This window comes from Rhodoferax sp., assembly GCF_030646845.1.
Lineage (GTDB): Bacteria > Pseudomonadota > Gammaproteobacteria > Burkholderiales > Burkholderiaceae_C > Rhodoferax.
In genome coordinates, this window is the sequence record NZ_JAUSLE010000061.1 from 1 (window position 1) to 17,303 (window position 17,303).

Annotated in this window: 17 protein-coding genes, 1 tRNA gene and 1 pseudogene; 3 read left to right on the top strand and 16 right to left on the bottom strand. The window is 55.6% G+C overall.

The window, feature by feature from the left end:
* Window positions 1–150: 150 nt before the first annotated feature.
* From Q7T10_RS14630 to Q7T10_RS14665, 8 genes and pseudogenes are all read right to left on the bottom strand, one after another.
* Window positions 151–510 (bottom strand): annotated as a pseudogene (locus Q7T10_RS14630) (IS3 family transposase); the annotation flags it as partial.
* A 116-nt stretch (window positions 511–626) separates the two neighbouring features.
* Window positions 627–702: transfer RNA gene (locus Q7T10_RS14635), tRNA-Lys, on the bottom strand.
* Window positions 703–778: 76 nt separating this feature from the next.
* The gene (locus Q7T10_RS14640; RefSeq protein ID WP_304749589.1) at window positions 779–1,522 is read right to left on the bottom strand and encodes a tRNA threonylcarbamoyladenosine dehydratase; all 744 of its coding nucleotides are present in this window, start codon (window positions 1,520–1,522) and stop codon (window positions 779–781) included.
* Window positions 1,523–1,602: 80 nt separating this feature from the next.
* Window positions 1,603–2,382, bottom strand: a complete 780-nt coding sequence (gene ybgF / locus Q7T10_RS14645; RefSeq protein ID WP_370653777.1) for a tol-pal system protein YbgF — start codon at window positions 2,380–2,382, stop codon at window positions 1,603–1,605.
* Between the two features lie 5 nt (window positions 2,383–2,387).
* Entirely contained in the window at window positions 2,388–2,921 is a 534-nt protein-coding gene (gene pal / locus Q7T10_RS14650; RefSeq protein WP_304749592.1) for a peptidoglycan-associated lipoprotein Pal, read from the bottom strand.
* Window positions 2,922–2,941: 20 nt separating this feature from the next.
* Window positions 2,942–4,219: a Tol-Pal system beta propeller repeat protein TolB gene (gene tolB, locus Q7T10_RS14655; protein WP_304749661.1), complete on the bottom strand. Its 1,278-nt coding sequence runs from the start codon at window positions 4,217–4,219 to the stop codon at window positions 2,942–2,944.
* 25 nt (window positions 4,220–4,244) lie between these two features.
* Window positions 4,245–5,087, bottom strand: coding sequence for a glycosyltransferase family 2 protein (locus tag Q7T10_RS14660; protein WP_304749595.1), 843 nt, complete (start codon window positions 5,085–5,087; stop codon window positions 4,245–4,247).
* Window positions 5,084–5,860 (bottom strand): glycosyltransferase family 2 protein, encoded by a 777-nt coding sequence (locus tag Q7T10_RS14665; RefSeq protein ID WP_304749597.1) that lies wholly within the window; start codon window positions 5,858–5,860, stop codon window positions 5,084–5,086. Before Q7T10_RS14665 ends, Q7T10_RS14660 begins: the two co-directional genes overlap by 4 nt.
* Before the next feature lie 112 nt (window positions 5,861–5,972).
* On the opposite strand from Q7T10_RS14665, the gene msbA reads away from it, so the two are divergent.
* The 3 genes from msbA to Q7T10_RS14680 all read left to right on the top strand — a co-directional run bounded on the left by msbA (window position 5,973) and on the right by Q7T10_RS14680 (window position 9,391).
* On the top strand, window positions 5,973–7,718 hold the full coding sequence (msbA, locus tag Q7T10_RS14670) for a lipid A export permease/ATP-binding protein MsbA (protein WP_304749600.1): 1,746 nt from the start codon (window positions 5,973–5,975) through the stop codon (window positions 7,716–7,718).
* Complete coding sequence (locus Q7T10_RS14675) at window positions 7,715–8,437, top strand: polysaccharide deacetylase family protein (protein ID WP_304749602.1); 723 nt, start codon at window positions 7,715–7,717, stop codon at window positions 8,435–8,437. The genes msbA and Q7T10_RS14675 overlap by 4 nt, the downstream gene beginning before the upstream one ends.
* Window positions 8,438–8,515: 78 nt before the next feature.
* On the top strand, window positions 8,516–9,391 hold the full coding sequence (locus Q7T10_RS14680) for a DUF6492 family protein (protein ID WP_304749603.1): 876 nt from the start codon (window positions 8,516–8,518) through the stop codon (window positions 9,389–9,391).
* On the opposite strand, the gene Q7T10_RS14685 is transcribed toward Q7T10_RS14680, so the two are convergent.
* From Q7T10_RS14685 to nadD, 8 genes are all read right to left on the bottom strand, one after another.
* Entirely contained in the window at window positions 9,365–10,741 is a 1,377-nt protein-coding gene (locus Q7T10_RS14685) for an O-antigen ligase (protein WP_304749606.1), read from the bottom strand. The two genes, Q7T10_RS14680 and Q7T10_RS14685, sit on opposite strands and share 27 nt — an antisense overlap.
* On the bottom strand, window positions 10,738–12,054 hold the full coding sequence (locus tag Q7T10_RS14690; protein ID WP_304749609.1) for a glycosyltransferase: 1,317 nt from the start codon (window positions 12,052–12,054) through the stop codon (window positions 10,738–10,740). Before Q7T10_RS14690 ends, Q7T10_RS14685 begins: the two co-directional genes overlap by 4 nt.
* Before the next feature lie 110 nt (window positions 12,055–12,164).
* Window positions 12,165–13,295 (bottom strand): glycosyltransferase family 4 protein, encoded by a 1,131-nt coding sequence (locus Q7T10_RS14695; RefSeq protein WP_304749612.1) that lies wholly within the window; start codon window positions 13,293–13,295, stop codon window positions 12,165–12,167.
* A gap of 4 nt (window positions 13,296–13,299) precedes the next feature.
* Window positions 13,300–14,775, bottom strand: coding sequence for a ribonuclease G (gene rng / locus Q7T10_RS14700; protein WP_304749615.1), 1,476 nt, complete (start codon window positions 14,773–14,775; stop codon window positions 13,300–13,302).
* A gap of 40 nt (window positions 14,776–14,815) precedes the next feature.
* Window positions 14,816–15,418, bottom strand: coding sequence for a nucleoside triphosphate pyrophosphatase (locus tag Q7T10_RS14705; protein ID WP_304749619.1), 603 nt, complete (start codon window positions 15,416–15,418; stop codon window positions 14,816–14,818).
* Window positions 15,419–15,435: 17 nt separating this feature from the next.
* On the bottom strand, window positions 15,436–15,903 hold the full coding sequence (gene rlmH, locus Q7T10_RS14710; RefSeq protein WP_304749621.1) for a 23S rRNA (pseudouridine(1915)-N(3))-methyltransferase RlmH: 468 nt from the start codon (window positions 15,901–15,903) through the stop codon (window positions 15,436–15,438).
* Between the two features lie 14 nt (window positions 15,904–15,917).
* The gene (gene rsfS / locus Q7T10_RS14715) at window positions 15,918–16,676 is read right to left on the bottom strand and encodes a ribosome silencing factor (protein ID WP_304749626.1); all 759 of its coding nucleotides are present in this window, start codon (window positions 16,674–16,676) and stop codon (window positions 15,918–15,920) included.
* Complete coding sequence (gene nadD, locus Q7T10_RS14720; RefSeq protein WP_304749629.1) at window positions 16,676–17,299, bottom strand: nicotinate (nicotinamide) nucleotide adenylyltransferase; 624 nt, start codon at window positions 17,297–17,299, stop codon at window positions 16,676–16,678. Before nadD ends, rsfS begins: the two co-directional genes overlap by 1 nt.
* Window positions 17,300–17,303 lie beyond the last annotated feature (4 nt).

The following is a 17,303-nucleotide window of genomic DNA, read 5'->3' on the forward strand; positions in this document are numbered from 1 at the left end:
TACCGTCGCCGCGCCGCACAGGCGGTGCATGCCCCGCCTGTGCGAAAGGTTCGTTCAACACAATAACCAGTTCAAATCATTCCCCGCTTCCACCGGCCAGGATAGTTGTCGTCGAGCGGTCAAGATAGTTGACATCGACCAGCCCAAAGGCTTTTTTACGACACGCACCCCGTAATCCTTTTTGAGCACGTCCAGCACCGCTTCAAACAACTGCGCCTTCTCTTGCGCATCTTTGAGCTGAACTTCCAACGCCCTGATTCGCTGCTCGGGTGTGGGGGGCCTGGATGCACCAGAATTTGATAAATGGCTCACGCATTGGGATGATGCCATGGCACCCCAACGTTGATGGCCATGCTTGCGTAGCCAGACCAACACCGTGGAGCGGCCCTGGATGCCATAGCGGCACTGGGCCTCTTTATAGGTCAGTTCGCCTTTTTCTACTTGCTCGACAACACTGAGCTTAAAAGCCAGTGTGTAATCGCGCTGGGTGCGCTTGATACCTGATTCTATTTGACTCGCCCTTTCTGATGAGGAAAAGTGTCAATGCATTTCAGGACGGGTCAATACAAACAAAAAAGCCTGCTATCTTCTCAGTAGCAGGCTTTTTAATGCCCATAAGGCTTATTTGGTGGGATGTGCGGGGGTCGAACCCACGACAAACGGATTAAAAGTCCGCTGCTCTACCAACTGAGCTAACATCCCATCAGGCGTCGCAACGAAAATTTCATTGCTCTACCAAGCCTCAAATTATAGCGTCTTTTTTCCGAGCTTTTTAATGTCAGGCAGAAATTCGATCAAGAATCCAGCCGGCGGCACATTGACCGAACGTGGCAGTAACGCTAACCACCGAACCGTAGCCATGGCAATTGAGCGTTCCATCGCCCTCGATTGCACAAGACGCATCAGGCGCTTTCACGGCCTCACGGCTGAAAACACAGGCCACCCCGATTTTCTTGCCTTCTCGCGCGCCATCGTGCTCCTTGCGCAAGCGGTAGCGGACCTGAGCCAGCAAGGGGTCGTGAGTTGCATGGGCAAGATCATCAATGTCCACCAAATGGGCATGGCGCTTGCCGCCAGCGGCTCCGACTGAAATGAAAAGAGTTCCACTGTCTCGCGCCCAAGCGGCCATGGCCGTCTTCGCCTTCACCTGATCGCAGGCGTCGATAACCGCAGTCACCCCTTCGGGTAAGAGTGCGGGCCAATTGGACGACTCCACAAATTCTTCGACGCATGTGACATCGCATGAAGGGTTGAATGAAAGAATGCGATCCCGCATCGCCAATACCTTGGCTTGCCCAAGAGTAGCCTCAACTGCATGTATTTGGCGATTGATATTCGACTCGGCGACGTGGTCCAGATCAACCAGTGTCAATCGCCCTACTCCGCTACGCGCCAGCGCCTCCGCGGCCCACGATCCCACGCCACCAATACCGATGACCGCAACATGCGCGTGGCGTATGCGCTGCGCTCCCAAGACACCATACAAACGAGCCAGCCCGCCAAATCGCCGATCCGTAGTCATGTCTGGCAAATCGACCACCAGACCAGGGTCAAGCGCAGACCGCTCATTTGTTTGCATTGGCGAAAATACGGCGCTGGACTCTACTTGAGACGCGTTAGTCGCTCTTTTGCCGCAACAGCGGCTTCTGACTGAGGATAAGCTTTGATCAAGTCGCTCAATGTTTTTCGCGCGCCGCGTGTATCCTTGAGTTCGATCTGACAATTGGCAATGGACAGCACAGCCTCGGGAGCACGCAAATGCTCCGGCTCTCTTCCAATCAGGGAACGGAAGTTGATGATGGCTGCCTTGTAGTCACGCGTAGCGTATTGCGCGTTGCCAAGCCAGAACAACGCTGACGGCGCATAGCCGCTCGCCGGATAGCGTTTGAGAAAATCCAGGAAAACAGTCTGCGCGGCAGCAAAATCACCTTTTCTAAAGACTGACAACGCCGCTTCGTAGTCACGTTTTTCGGCAGGATCGGCCAAAAATTCGCGGCCATCGATTGCTACTTTGCCAGGTTCAAACTGGCGTAGGCGATCGTCCACACCTTGGGTAATGTCCTTTTGCCGCCGCTGCACATCCGCAACGTCACGAGACAATTGCTCATTCATGCCACGAAGCTTTGCCATCTCTGCTCGCAGAGACTCAATCTGGTTTTGAAGTTCAAGCAAACTCCGCCGCAAGGAAGCACTGTCTTCTCCTGCACGGCTTGCACTCTGCTCTGACTCCGAGCGAACGGCGTCGACACGCTGGCGAAGGTCGAGTATCGCCCTGCGGGCCTCTTCATCATCGAAAATGCCCGCACCGGCAGTTCCAGCCCCCAGACAAAGAACCACGGACATGGTCGCCCAACGAAGCACTTTCGCAACATCAATTTCCATAATGATTATCGATAGCTGATTTCAGCTCTGCGGTTTCTGGACATCGCACTTTCGTCAGTACCCTGCACTGCAGGCTTCTCTTTCCCAAAACTCACCGCCTCCATTTGGCTATCGACTACTCCAAGAAGGCCAAGCGCACTTCGAACAGCTTCCGCCCGTTTCTGACCCAAGGCAAGGTTGTATTCCCGACCACCGCGCTCATCCGTATGTCCCTCAATGGCAACCCTGCGTCCTTTGTCCGCCTTGATAAATCGTGCCTGATCCTCAAGGATGGACTGAAACTCGGGCTTAATTACAAAACTGTCGTAGTCAAAATAGACAATCCGCGGCCCCGCAGGAATGGCTGCCTGTTGCGCAGACTTCCCAATATCCACTGATGTCACGCCGCCTTTGCCAACAGCGCTGCCAGAGCCGTCGGCGCCCTGCTGCGACACTGTGGTCCCGGCTTTATCCTCAACCGGTACGCCGTCAAGCTTCACACTTGATCCGCACCCAGCCATCAAGACGGTCACACCAAAAACCAGTAAAAGACGTTTCATTAAAGGACTCCTTGTCAAATTCATTGTTTTTGGAACGGGCCCCAAGCTGGCTCTCGAATATCGCCACCTTGGCCTGTCAGACGGGCTTTGAGTTTTCCATCCAATGTGGTCGTCATGAGCGCCTCCCGCCCTTGTTGCTGGGTTGCGTAAACAATCAAACGGCTGTTTGGAGCAAAACTAGGGCTTTCGTCGGCCGAAGTATCTGCGATTGCGTTCACGGCACCACTCGCAAGCTCCATGATGTGCAGCTTAAATGCTCCACTGACCCGGGAAATGTAGGCCAGCCAACGACCATCAGGACTAATGGCTGGGGAAATGTTGTAACTGCCAGTAAACGTCACTCGCTCGACGTTGCCCCCCGATGCGGGCATTTTATAGATCTGAGGTGCACCGCCACGGTCGCTGACAAAGTAAATGCTTTTGCCATTCGGCGTGTAGGCAGGTTCAGTGTCGATGCTGCCGGATTGGGCCAGCCTGCGCGGCTCGCCACCACCCGCATCAATAGCATACAGCTGGGAGCCCCCATCACGACTCAGGGTCACTGCCAACGTGCGCCCGTCGGGCGACCAGGCGGGCGCACTATTGGAGCCTTTGAAATTCGCAATAAGTCGACGCTTTCCAGTGCCAACGTCATGCGTATAAACAACCGGCTTGCGAGACTCAAAAGAGACATAAGCCAACTGGCTGCCGTTCGGCGACCAAGCCGGCGAAATGATGGGCTCCGGGCTGGCCAGCGCCGACTGCGCATTTTCGCCATCGGCATCAGCAACCCATAACTGATAACGCTGGACCGCCTTGGTGACGTAGGCAATTCGCGTTGAAAAGGCTCCTTTGTCGCCTGTCAATTTCTCATAAACAAAATCTGCAATGCGATGCGCTGCCAGACGCAAATCCGCCTGGGTCACGACATAGCTCTGGCCGCCAAGATCCTGTCCGCGCACAACATCCCACAAGCGAAACCGAACGTCATACCGACCATCAGCCAAACGACTCACGCTGCCAGTCACCAGAGAGTCAGCGCCCTTTTGCCGCCATGCAGCCACGTCCGGGCGGGTGCCCTCGTCAAGGGCGACGCCGGCGGTATCAATGCTTCGGAATTGCCCGCTGCGTTCCAAATCAGCTTGAACGATAGCCCCAAGCTTCTGCGGCGCCCCATCCTCCCCTCGAAAGGCTGAAACGGCAATCGGCAGCTGGGTCAAGCCCACACCGGATACTTCGACACGAAATTGGGCAAATGCCGACAGGCCTAGACCGAGAAACAGGAGAAAAAAACAAGTTCTTGTGAAGGTTTTGCTCATCTTGGCTACCGCATTTTGAATCATTTCAGTTGAATCGCGTCACTCTCACGTCATCAGCGACGAGCGCGTCATCAACACCCCGGACCGCGCGAATAACTCCTGTATGCAAACGCTGCGTGACGATGTGTCGATTGCTCAACTCATTGTTGCGACTGTTTTCCTTATGCCACAGATGATAAACCTCTGTCGCACAAAATCCGTTCTTACGTTGCAGACCAGCGTTATGAAGACGTAACACTAAGTCAGCGTCTTCATGCCCCCATCCTTCAAAAGACTCATCAAAACCGTTCACCCGCAAGAAATCCTCGCGCCAGACGCCAAAGTTGCAGCTTCTAATCTTTTTCCAGTGAAAAGCTCTCTCCTTGCGAAATGGTGCATTCGGCCAATGCAGTAAATGAATCAATTTGTTCGCATCACCGGCCAAACGCCAGCGAAGCCAGTCACTCCAACCCACATTGTTTATATCAACCTCATCCGCAAGGATCTTCTTCGTCAACCGTTCACTCAGCAGCACACGACTGCCGTTGACAAAAAATCCTGGCTCCAACATAGCGGAATGCGCCTCAACAAAGCGCGGATTGGGTACGCAGTCTCCATCCATGAACACGAAGTAATCAGCTGTGCTAGACCCGGCCGCCAGATTACGGGCACGTGAAGCCGTAAAACCCCTATCAGGATGCCAAACGTGAGTCACAGGACATTTGAACAACGGCAACGCCTTCTGCACGGCATCAATTGCCGCTTGAGATGATCCGTCGTCTGCGATGATCACTTCATGCTGCTCGCCACACTGGCCCACCAGCCCTCGCAACACCTGCAACAAGGTGTCTGGTCGGTTATAGGTCAACACAATGAAAGCCGTTTTCAATTTTCGGGTGTACCTCTTTTTGTCGCCTGATAACGCAACATCAGCCAACGCTTTGCATAGCGATAATAAGTGCCCTCGGCGTTGGAAATGGCCAAGGCCAGGCCAAGTTGACCATCCAGAAAACCTCGGCGAAAAATATACGTGCGAAAAAATGCCCAAGCCCCATGAGCAATGGCACTCCACAGGCTGGCCGACTTGCCTGTTCTGGCAAGGCCTTGAGCGCCTGCCGTTGAATAACGGTTGACCTTGTCAAGCACCGACTCGAAGTCCGGAAAGCTCAGGTGAAACATCGGTGCATTGAGCCTGGTCACCGGCCCCTGTACCGTCAACCGCTCATGCACGAGATCATCCGAAAACCTTGCCTTGCCACGGCGAAACAGGCGAATGACCCAATCGGGATTCCAGCCGGAATGCATCATGTACTGTCCGCAATAACTGGACAGCCGGGGAAAGCTGAAGACATCCTGCGATGGTGCTGCAGAAATGGTGGTCAGGATTTCATCCCGAAGTTCAGGCGTGACCCGCTCGTCAGCGTCGATGGACAAAACCCACTCGCCAACAGCAAGATCGAGCGCCCTATTTTTCTGCGGCCCAAAACCCGGCCAGTCCTCCGTCACCGCGACCCGGGCACCGAGGCTGCGCGCGATGTCCGCCGTGCCATCTGTACTCGCATTGTCCAAAACAATGACTTCATCGGCAAAATGAACAGTCTGAAGACAATCGGAAATATTGGCTTTCTCGTTGCGAGTAATGACGATGACTGAAAGACGCATAGGGTGTCGGTGAGTGTAGCAAGTTGACGTCATAATACCCGCGTGCTTGGCCCACTCTGGCCGCCTCCCGATCACTTTTGGTAAAACCACAAGTCTCGAAAACAGATCACCGATGACGAAACCCATTACCCCCAGCAATCGAGACCTGTACGCCCGGCTGCTGTCCTATGTCAGGCCGTACTGGAAGGCCTTTGCGCTCGCTGTAATAGGAATGGTGGGGACCGCGGCAACGGAACCGGTTTTCCCAGCCATCATGAAGTACCTGCTGGACAAAGGATTCAAAACGGAAGATCCACGGATGGTGTGGTTGATTCCGGCCGGAATTGTCGCTCTGTTTCTGGTACGAAGCATTTTTGTCTATTGCACCGGCTACTTGATGATGTGGATTTCAAGCCGACTGGTCACCGATCTCCGTCGGGACATGTTTGCCAAACTCCTCGTTCTCCCTACGCATCACTACGACGAGCATTCGGCGGGACAGTTGATCTCCCGGCTCGTGTACGACGTGAACAACGTGACTGATGCCGCGACCAGTGCCCTGATTTCAGTGGTTCGTGAATCTCTGACTGCCCTGGCATTGATTGGCTATTTGCTCTACCTTGACTGGAAGTTAACACTCATCACTCTGGCTATCGGGCCAGTGATTGCGTTCACAGTTAAGTCGTTCAGCAAGCGCATGAGGGCGGCCAGCCAAAAGAGTCTGACTGCAATGCGCTTGATCTCACATACCATCGAAGAGACCATTTCAGCCGAGCGGGTGGTCAAGATATTTGGCGGTCAAACTCGACAGCAGCAACGGTTTTTTGAGGCCACAGAGCAATTCCGAAGGGCCCAGATGCGCGAAGCCATTCCCGCATCGGCGGTGACGCCAATCACACATATCGCGGCTTCTGTCGCCATCGCTGTCATTGCCTTCCTGGCCCTGAGCCAATCTACCGGCGAGGCTGGTTCTTCGGCGGGCGGCTTCATAGCGTTCATAACAGCGATGTTGTTGCTGATTTCACCGATCAAGCAGCTCACAACAGTCAACACGACAATCCAGCGTGGACTTGCCGCGTCCGAGAGCGTCTTTGCGCTGCTGGACACACCGCAGGAAGATGACCAGGGTCAGCAACAGTTGCTTCGGGTCAAGGGAGAGATTTGTTTTGACAATGTCAGTTTTCGCTACCCCGGCGCAGAACGCATGGCCCTCAATGGCATCAACTTCCGGATTCTGGCGGGCCAGACGGTAGCACTTGTCGGGGCCTCCGGCGGCGGCAAAACAACGATCAGCTCCCTGATTCCTCGCTTCTACCCCCTTACATCTGGTCAAATATTTGTTGATGGGACTGACATTCAGAATATTACGTTAGCCAACCTGCGCGAGAATATCGCGCTGGTCAGCCAGGACGTTGTCCTGTTTAACGACACGGTGGAAGCCAATATTGCATACGGATCACTTGAGACATTCAGCCGCGAAGAAGTAATCAAAGCCGCGCGTGCGGCCAACGCATGGGACTTTATCGAACAGCTCCCCAATGGGCTTGACACGCCCATCGGCGAAAACGGCGCCAAGCTGTCGGGGGGACAACGCCAGCGTCTCGCCATTGCACGTGCACTTCTAAAGAATGCACCCATTTTGATACTCGACGAGGCCACTTCAGCGCTCGACACCGAGTCCGAGCGCCAAGTGCAGGCCGCGCTCGCCGTTCTTATGAAGAACCGAACAACATTGGTCATTGCCCACCGGCTCAGCACTATTGAGCATGCAGACGTCATCCTTGTAGTGGACCAGGGACGAATCGTTGAGACAGGAACACACGCCGAGTTGGTGCGTGCGGACGGCTATTACGCCAATTTGTGCCGCCTGCAGACATGAATATCCCCATTCTCATGTACCACCAAATTGATTTACCGCCTGCGCGGGGCACGCCGCTGCGCGGGCTGGTGGTCTCACCTGGCTCGTTTGCCCGCCAGATGTCTTTTCTGAAATACCTGGGCTACCAGGGAATGTCCATGCGCGATCTTGAACCGTATCTGAAGGGTGCCCGGCAGAGACGCGTGGTCGGCATTACCTTTGATGATGGGTATCAGAACAACGTGCGGAACGCGCTACCGATACTAAAGAAGCACGGCTTTACAGCTACCTGCTACGCCGTGAGCAATATGATCGGGGGAGTCAACAGTTGGGATCGTGACATTGGCGTTGAGCAAAAGCCCTTGATGACCACCCAGGATTGGCGTACCTGGTTGCAGGCCGGCATGGATGTCGGTTCACATACCCGCACACATGCAGACCTCACCCAGTTAAAGTCACCTGACGCATTTGATCAAATTGCGGAATCCAAACAAGAACTGGAGAACTCGCTAGGTTGCGAGGTACGACACTTCTGCTACCCCTATGGCCGGTTTGACTCCACGCATCGTCAAATGGCTCAGCAGGCTGGGTACATCACTGCGACCACGACACAACGTGGACGAGTTCAGTCAGGCGATGACCCTTATACGCTACCTCGGATTCTCGTAGCCAGAGCAGCACACCTCGGTTTGTTCGCAGTGAAAATCATGACTGGATACGACAGCAGGCGAGACAAATGAATCCGTCCGACAACCTGAAATTCATGCCGTGAAAGCAGTCCCCGTGATACTTTTTCATTTTCAAAAATGAAACCCTTCGTGATCTACTGCAAAAGCTACAAGACCGATGTGAAGCGAGTCGTTCGACTTGCCGAGTCAATCGCAACGTTCAATATTCAGAACATATCTTTTTTTGTTTCCGCACCTCGATCTGATTTGCCACTGTTCAAAGAGTATTTGAATGGCCGGAATGTGGAGCTCATTGCGGACGAGGATATTATCAAATCTTCTCCTCGCCTTGACCCCCAACGTCTCTGGCAACTTCCAGGGAACCTTTCGCAACAAATCATCAAGTCAGAATTTTGGCGACTTGGGGCATCAACCGCATATTTATGCATCGACTCGGACTCCCTCTTTATTCGTCCATTTCAAGCTTCAGAATTCATCACGCCGGAAGGCATCCCGTACACCATGATGGACGAGGGGCGAGATCTATTGGAAGATGCGCTCCTCAACAAGAAACCCAAGGTCATTCACGATTTTCAAATTGAGGCCGAGTTGATTCAGCGCCTTTTCGGCAGGGTTGGCCGTAGGTACAGCTTTGGCCCTTTTCCATTGGTTTGGCATCGCGCGGTTTGGGAGAGCCTGGACACTGAGTACCTTCAGCCTCGCGGCATGAATTTTGTCGATGCGATCCTCCAGGCACCAATTGAGTCACGCTGGTATGGTGAAACACTGCTTCGTTATCAGGCTGTTCCGCTCATGCCTTGTCAACCTTTGTTCAAGGTCTACCATTACGCATGGCAACTGGATCGGGACTTGCGTTCAAATATCGGGTCGGATCAACTGGCCCAACTCTACAGCGGTGTCATCTACCAATCCGCTTGGGAACGCGAGATGGATTGGCCCAGTGAAGCTGGGAATTGGCCATCCCGGGTGGCACGTCGATTAAGACGCAGCTTGGGCCGCGTCTGACGGTCTTGTGTTTCGAATCTGCAACCTCAAGGCCATCGACGCGTAGGCCAGAACAAATCCCTGCATTTCCAGCATGTGGTCGCGGAATACCGAATCAATAAAGCCGCGCAGAATCCAGAACGCAGACAGCGCAACAAGCACGAGAGCCCATGCATTCAAGGCTCGCTCCCTTCGCAGACAAGAAAACCCCTGTTTGAAGAAGTACAACAATACCCAGAGATACAAGGCGGCGCCAACCCAGCCCAACGCCAGCATAATGTCGAGCCATCCATTGTGGGCATGCGCCATTGAAATAGCTGGATTAGCACATTCCTGACTCAGCAATTGCTGGAAAGCGTTTCTTGATCCATTGCTCCCCCATGGGTGCTTGAGCGCAAGCGCAAGACCGGCTCGCATCAAGACAACACGTGCGCCATCACCACCGCGCACACTGTCGATCACACGCTGAGCTTGCTCGACTGACTCACTCTGGGAAATGATCTCAGATTCGACGGAAGATGTCCCCTCGCACTGGACCTGAATGGCATCACCCTGAAATCCAGCCATAAGGTACGAGGCCATGTTTTGCCAACGAGCATCCTCCCGAGCTGCCACGGCAAGAACTCCGCCCCCCACGATCAATAGGCCCACCAAGCCGGCCAGAAAATGCCCACGCCGATGCGTTACTCGCGCCAAATAGGCACTGCCGACAACAAGCACCCCGCCGATCAGGCAAAAAGCCAAACCGGCCCGAGACCGGGCCAAGGCAGTGCTCAAGAGACAGGCAGCCACCAACGTCACCGACCAAGGCCGCAAATTCCTGTTGCCCGCGACAAGTGCGGCAACCAAAAGGACAACAGCCTGGCCTGCTGCGTAGCCAAGGTCCGCATGGTGCGTCTCTCTTCCCCAATATCCCCAGGGAATTGAAGAAGTGGCCCAAGTTTTCCATATAAAGAGAGAAAGATGAACCAGTATGGGCACAGCGCTCACTAAGCCCAGATAAAAAACAGAGCCCTTGTTCTTGCTGCAAAAAATGGCCGCAACCCCGGCTCCTATCAGCATGGCCCACGCGCCCCTGCCCCATTGCCCGAGCAGGTTTTCCGTGGCTATCGTCGTTGAATCGGCGATGAGTGGAAAGAGGCAAATGTAAGCCACCCACAGCACAACAGGCATCGCCCACTTGACCGGAGGGCGAACCCTCAGGAAGTGCCATGCCAAGCAAAGGGAAAGTGCCAAAAGAACCACATTGCGCAAGGCAATGGTGTTGGACATTGGCAATATAGCCAAGTAACAAGCTGCAAGCAGCCCAATCCAGAACGTTGCCGTGCTGACCTCATTGAAGCTGAGGATTCGAGTTCCAAATCTTTTCATACTATAGATTTTTCGACTGAGCGAGGATTACCCTGCTTTGCGGGTAACTCATTCACCCAACCAAGCAGCTGTGTAACAGCTGCCTCGGTGGTGAGTGGACTCATCTGACCATTGTCGGCAAGACCACCGGCTTGCCAACGGTCAAAAAGCTGCTCCAGCGCTCCTGCCAGCTCACGACTTACTGCGGCACTGCCAACCCCATCTTCAGCCCAGCAAACGGCCCAATGGCCTTGACCACGGATGAGCGAAGCCATCTGCGGGTTGCGATGGACAATAGCCAGTATTGGCCGCTGCATCCACAGATATTCATAGAGCTTGGATGGTATGTATTCGGAGCAGATGGCATCTTCTCCGTGCAACAGCAACAGCACATCCACTGATCGCATTCGATGCAATATCTGTTCCCGTCCGCTCAAGCCCGTTTGAGGATCTGCTTCGATACGGCCAAAATAGCGCATGCAGTGACCCACACGGGAGCTATCCAGCAAGCCGGACGAAACCTTGTCCAAGGGTCCACCATACACATGCAGTTGAGTGGCATCCACCAGATCGCGCCGGCGATCACTGAGCAACTCCAGCGCCGCCACAATCGGCCCAAGATGCCTGGTCGGCGAGAGTGAACCAAAATGGCCTATGACAAATTTCTGGCTGGGCTGGTAAGGCGGCAGTTCCTCAAAAGGTCTGTCGATGCCGGGCACCATCATCTTCCCCCGCTCTGCCAACTGGGGATGCCGCTGGCGAGCACTGGCAACGGCCTGCTCGGTAAACCATATCGCTATGTCGGCATGGGTGCAGATCAGGCGTTCGACCTCTGCCTGCATCTTTTGTTGAGGTGAAACGGGTGACGCTCCTGGTACCACTAACGGGTCATGCACTTCCGCCAGCCATGGCGCGCCGGTGGCCTGCTTCAATGCATATGCCGCCAAATGGGCGGCAAAGGCACCGCCAGTCGAGTAGATCAGGTCAAAGGGTTTCTGCCGGGCCAGGGCTCGGCCTTTCAAATAGGCACTCAACCACCAGGACCAGGAACTTTCAACGGGCCGAAGTAATTTCTCCAGCAACATCCAGGGCAGTAGAAAGATGGACGCGAGTGTCATCAGCAGGCGATAGCGCAGGCCATTGCCCCAGCGACGCCGCAGCACATGTCGCAATTCAAAACGGAAACCAGCAGGCCCCATCGGCCATAACTGGTGGTGCTCGACATTGGCATCATGCTCGCCCGAAACGCCGCTTAACACGACCACCTCGACACCCGCACGACTGAGATGGGGCAACTTGTCTGTGATGGTTTGACTGGCTGCCCGGCCATCCATGTTGAAAGCGTGCGCGATGATGAGCCAGCGTTGCCGGGAGTTAGCAGTCATTCGGGTGACGGAAGCCGTAGGGATTGGAAATGTAAAAAAACAGCTTTGTTCAGCAATGACTAGTGCCGCGAGGCCGCTTGCAGATACAGCTGTTCGTATTGTAGGGCGGCCCTTTCCCACGAATGTCGTTCGGCAAACTTCAGTCCATGGCTGCGCAGATTCGCAGCAAGGTCAGTATCACCCAGTACCGAACCAATGAGCTGGGCCAGGCGCTGCGCGTCTCTGGGGTCGGGCAGCAATAGGGCCTCGCTGCCTTGGGTGAGTTGCTGGGATATGCCGCAATGCTCCGGACCACTCACCACCACCGGCAATCCATGTGCCATCGCTTCCAGCACCACCATGGCATAGCTGTCCTCAAGCGTGGGGTGGGCCAGACAATCGGCCGCACAATAGGCGAGGGAAAGATCATCCAGCGAGCCCAGGAAATGAATCCGTCCTCCGAGTCCCATCTGATCAACCTTTTGTCGGTATTTGGGCGCAGATTTGGGGTTTCCCACCACAACTAGTCTGATGTCCGCTGGCAAATGTTTCATGGCCTGCAACAGGGCATCCAGGCCTTTGCGCGCGTAATCATTGGCCACAAAAAGCACCAACCTGCCCGCCCGCGGTAGCCGCAACTGCTGCCTGGCCTGCAGACGCGTCGGGAGATGTTGCGGGCAGTGCGTTCCCGGGGTGATGACCGATACGTCACCCTGGCTATCCGGATACGCCTGCTCGCATTCCCTGCGCAGGCTCTCCGAGGTCGCCACAACCTTTCTCGCCGGGCTGGCCTTGAAGCGGGCGCCCTCGAGCAACATGTAGGTGACTAGTCGCGGGCTGAGTGCCACCTTTACCCATTGCACGAATCGACGCATCCCGCTGCGAGCAAAAAACAGGTTGTGTCGTAGTGGCCGGACATGAATGGTCTGGATCTGTCCGTGCCAAGTGTTCTCGTGGGAATGCACCACATCAAAGCCGCTACGGGTCTGCATCCATGTGGCAATCGCAAATAGGACCTGGTTGATCCAGCGCGGCTTGCGACTCAGGCAAAAGACCCGGTGATAGGTCACGCCGGCCACCGGTTGATTCGATTCCTGCGCAAACACATGAATCTCATGGCGCGAGGAAAGCTGCTGAACTAGCGCCACCGAGTAGCTCTCAGCGCCCCCTCCGGACCTCGAAAATACGCGGCTGATGACGGCAATGCGCATGGGCCTACAACAGAACAATATCGTATTGTTCCTGCCCCATGGCACCCTCGCTCTGCAATGACACCGGCTTGCCGATGAACTCGCTCAGGCTTGCCAAATGCTGGCTCTCTTCATCCAGAAACAGCTCAATCACCTTGGGCGATGCCACCACACGAAATTCCCTCGGATTAAACTGACGCGCCTCGCGCAAGATCTCGCGGAAGATGTCGTAAGCCACGCTGCGCGCCGTCTTGACTATGCCTTTGCCTGCACAGGTCGGGCAAGGTTCGCACAACATATGCGCCAGCGATTCACGGGTGCGCTTGCGCGTCATTTCCACCAGGCCAAGCTGCGAAAACCCGCCTGCCATCGTTTTGACGCGATCGCGCACCAGCTGCTTGCGGAATTCCGCCAGGACCGACTCACGATGATCTTCGCGCACCATATCAATGAAATCGACAATGATGATGCCCCCCAGATTGCGCAGCCGCAGTTGCCGCGCGATCGCCTGGGCAGCTTCCAGGTTGGTCTTGAAAATCGTGTCGTCAAAATTGCGGGCGCCAACAAAGCCGCCCGTGTTCACGTCGACCGTGGTCAGTGCTTCCGTCTGGTCTACGATCAGATATCCGCCCGATTTCAGATCAACCCGGCGCCCCAGCGCCTTGGCGATCTCTTCATCAATGGCATACAGGTCAAAGATGGGACGCTCGCCTTTGTAATGCTGCAGCTTCGCCGAAGCTGCAGGCATGAATTCGAGACCAAACGTCTTGAGTGCTTCAAACTGTTCCCTTGAATCTACCCTGATCGTTTGTGTACTTTCCCCCGCCAGATCACGCAACACACGCTGCAACAGATTCAGGTCCTGGTGCAAAAGGGACAAGGGAGGCAGACGCATGGATGCATCCTTGATGCGCGCCCAGGCTTTGCGCAGATAGCCGATGTCTTCCGACAACTCCAGATCGGAGGCATCCTCTCCGTTGGTTCGCAAGATGAATCCACCGCCCTCAGTGCCAGCCAAGCCCTGCAGACGGGAACGAAGCTCATCCCGCTGGTGTTGTGGAATTTTCTGTGACACACCTACATGGTCGTCCTGCGGCAAGAACACCAGCATGCGACCAGCGATGCTGATCTGGGTAGATAACCGCGCACCTTTGGTACCGATGGGGTCCTTGATGACCTGCACCATCAGCGATTGCCCCTCAAATACCTGCTTCTCAATCGGAATCTGCGGCTGCGTGTTGCGCACCATGCTCGGCGGCTCGCCATCGGGTTGCCGGTGCCAGACATCGGCCACATGCAGGAAAGCGGCGCGCTCAAGCCCGATGTCAATGAACGCAGACTGCATACCTGGCAGCACTCTGGCAACCTTGCCGAGATAGATATTGCCCACCAGGCCACGCTCAAGCGTACGCTCGACGTGCAACTCCTGCAGCACACCGTTTTCAACAATGGCAACACGGGTTTCCTGCGGGGACCAATTGATCAATATGTCTTCTTGCATGGGAGATGACGGGCAGCAGCCTTGTTTAACCTTTAAAACCTCAAACCTTGAATCCAAAAGACCGCAGCAACTGAGCCGTCTCGAACAGGGGCAGCCCCATGATGCCAGAGTAGCTGCCGCTCATGTGCGAAATAAACGCAGCCGCCCTGCCCTGCACGGCATAGGCACCTGCCTTGCCTATGGGCTCATGTGAGGCAACATAGGTCTGGATCTGGCGTGCACTCATTTCACCAAAGGTGACGCGCGATTCACACAACGCCTGCTGACGTTTGCGCACGGTGCCCAGAGCCACCGCAGTCAGGACACGGTGTGTCTTACTGGAAAGCCCAGTGAGCATGCGCATGGCATCTGCCGCATCGGCGGGTTTGCCATAAATCGTTCGGCCCAATGCCACACTGGTGTCCGAGCAGAGAACGGGCGCCATGGGCAACCCCCTGCGTTTCAGCCTCTGCAACGCAGCGTCAAGTTTGAGCTGTGTAACCCGTTTGACATACGCCGCCGGGGCCTCGTTGTGCAGGGCGACTTCCAGCGCTTCGGCATCTTCGTCAGCGCCGGGCAGCAGCAATTCATGCCGTACCCCCAATTGGTCCAGCAGTTGGCGCCGACGCGGGCTCTGCGAAGCAAGATAGATAAACTTGTTCACGGTAAAAACTGAAGATATCACTCGCGGTGATAAGGATGATTGGCATTGATTGACCAGGCACGATACAGCTGCTCTATCAACAGCACGCGAACCATCGCGTGAGGCAAGGTCAAATCCGACAAGCGAATGCGCTCATGCGCCGCCTGTTTGAATGCGGGGTCAAGACCATCTGGTCCACCGATCACCAGGGCTACATCGTCGCTTTCCAATTGCCAGTGCTGGAGCTTCGCCGCCAGCGCCGCTGTGGTCAGCGTGGTGCCCCGCTCATCCAGCGCCACGATGCGACAGCCTTTGGGCAGCGCAGCTTCGATGCGGGCACGCTCAGCGGCATACAAGGTCTCAACCGTCTTGGAGCCGCGCGGCTCCGTTTTGACCGTCTTGAGCTCGACTTTGAGCTCATGCGGAAAGCGCTTGGCGTAATCGTCCCAAGCCGTCTGCGCCCAGTCAGGTACCCGCTGGCCAACCGCAACAATCACCAGCCTCACAAAAAAAGACTCTGTCAGGCTTTACGTGCTGGGGGCTTGCGGACCGGTGCCTTCTTGGCAACAGCTTTTGCCGCGGTTTTGGCCGGTGCCTTCTTCGCAGCTGACTTTGCGGGGGCGTTGACGGTTACTTTTGTCAGTGCCGATTTCACAGGAACCTTCTTCGCAGGCCTTTGCTCAACGGCGGTTGCGCTTTGTGCCGGCGATCTCTTCGCCGCAGCCCTCTTGGCCGGCGCCTTCGCCGCAGCAGACTTTGCAGCCATTGTTTTCTTGACCTGTGCCTTGGATGGGAAGGCTTCTGCCACACCCTTTTTGGCGGCGTTCGCCCGCTTGAGGTTGCCCTCCGGCTTGACGTTGTCTTTTACTGCCTTTTCGGGTGCGGCCGCTTCGGCCATGGCTGGCTTGGCGGAGCCAAATTTGAGGCGCACCGGCTTCTCGCCCCAAAGCTCTTCCAGGTTGTAGTACTGCCGAAAACTGGGCTGCATGATATGCACCACGGCCTGCCCGCAGTCCACAATGATCCACTCACCATTCGTCTCACCTTCCACGCGTGGCTTGGGAAAACCAGCATCCCGCACCGCGTCACGCACGCTCCCAGCCAATGCCTTGGTCTGCCGGTTCGAAGTACCTGATGCAATGATCACCCGCTCGAACAAGGCCGAAAGATGTTCAGTGTCGAACACCTGGATGTCCTGGGCTTTAACGTCCTCCAGACCATCAACGATGGCGCGCTGGAGTTTCTGGATGTCTTTTTTTGCAACGGTTGTGGTAGTCATCAAGCAGTCTGGTAAAGGTGGTGGTCGTCAATATAACGCGCAACTGGCTCAAAAACCAGTAGGTCAACGCATTGATGCGCTGCAATTCGGGCCCGAATGTCGGTTGCGCTGACAGGCATCGCTGGCACTTGCAGCCGCCTGAAACGGGATTCATGCGACTTCTGTGCAACAAATCGGGGAGTAGCCCCCGTCAAATCTTCGCGTTCAGCTACACAAATTATAGCAAGTCGCAGCACTTCCTTCCATTCATGCCAGGTCGGGAGCGCACGGGCCTGGTCTTCGCCCATGACAAGGAACAGTTCGGCCTCCGGCCAGAGCGTCTTCAGTTCGCGCAAGGTGTCCACGGTGTAAGTCGGGCCCGTGCGCTGGATTTCACGCGGATCAACGACCACTCGGGGCAAATCCGAAAACGCCAGTTGCGCCATGGCCAGACGATGGTGGGCGGGACTCAGCGCGCGGGCCTTGTGCCAAGCCTGCCCGGTAGGGACAACGCAGAGTTCATCGAGCTGCAGTTGTGCGACAGCTGCCCGCACCAAGGCCGCGTGAGCGACATGGGGAGGGTCAAACGCGCCACCAAACACACCGATCCGCTTCGCGTCACCCTGCCGGGGCTTCAAAACCACACCG

What these genes read in the sequence shown, in the direction of transcription:
- rng (WP_304749615.1), bottom strand. Translation starts at nt 14,775, where the DNA reads ATGCAAGAAGACATATTGATCAATTGGTCCCCGCAGGAAACCCGTGTT.
- Q7T10_RS14695 (WP_304749612.1), bottom strand. Translation starts at nt 13,295, where the DNA reads ATGCGCATTGCCGTCATCAGCCGCGTATTTTCGAGGTCCGGAGGGGGC.
- tolB (WP_304749661.1), bottom strand. Translation starts at nt 4,219, where the DNA reads ATGAGCAAAACCTTCACAAGAACTTGTTTTTTTCTCCTGTTTCTCGGT.
- Q7T10_RS14685 (WP_304749606.1), bottom strand. Translation starts at nt 10,741, where the DNA reads ATGAAAAGATTTGGAACTCGAATCCTCAGCTTCAATGAGGTCAGCACG.
- rsfS (WP_304749626.1), bottom strand. Translation starts at nt 16,676, where the DNA reads ATGACTACCACAACCGTTGCAAAAAAAGACATCCAGAAACTCCAGCGC.
- Q7T10_RS14690 (WP_304749609.1), bottom strand. Translation starts at nt 12,054, where the DNA reads ATGGATGGCCGGGCAGCCAGTCAAACCATCACAGACAAGTTGCCCCAT.
- Q7T10_RS14675 (WP_304749602.1), top strand. Translation starts at nt 7,715, where the DNA reads ATGAATATCCCCATTCTCATGTACCACCAAATTGATTTACCGCCTGCG.
- Q7T10_RS14640 (WP_304749589.1), bottom strand. Translation starts at nt 1,522, where the DNA reads ATGACTACGGATCGGCGATTTGGCGGGCTGGCTCGTTTGTATGGTGTC.
- Q7T10_RS14665 (WP_304749597.1), bottom strand. Translation starts at nt 5,860, where the DNA reads ATGCGTCTTTCAGTCATCGTCATTACTCGCAACGAGAAAGCCAATATT.
- msbA (WP_304749600.1), top strand. Translation starts at nt 5,973, where the DNA reads ATGACGAAACCCATTACCCCCAGCAATCGAGACCTGTACGCCCGGCTG.
- ybgF (WP_370653777.1), bottom strand. Translation starts at nt 2,382, where the DNA reads ATGGAAATTGATGTTGCGAAAGTGCTTCGTTGGGCGACCATGTCCGTG.
- pal (WP_304749592.1), bottom strand. Translation starts at nt 2,921, where the DNA reads ATGAAACGTCTTTTACTGGTTTTTGGTGTGACCGTCTTGATGGCTGGG.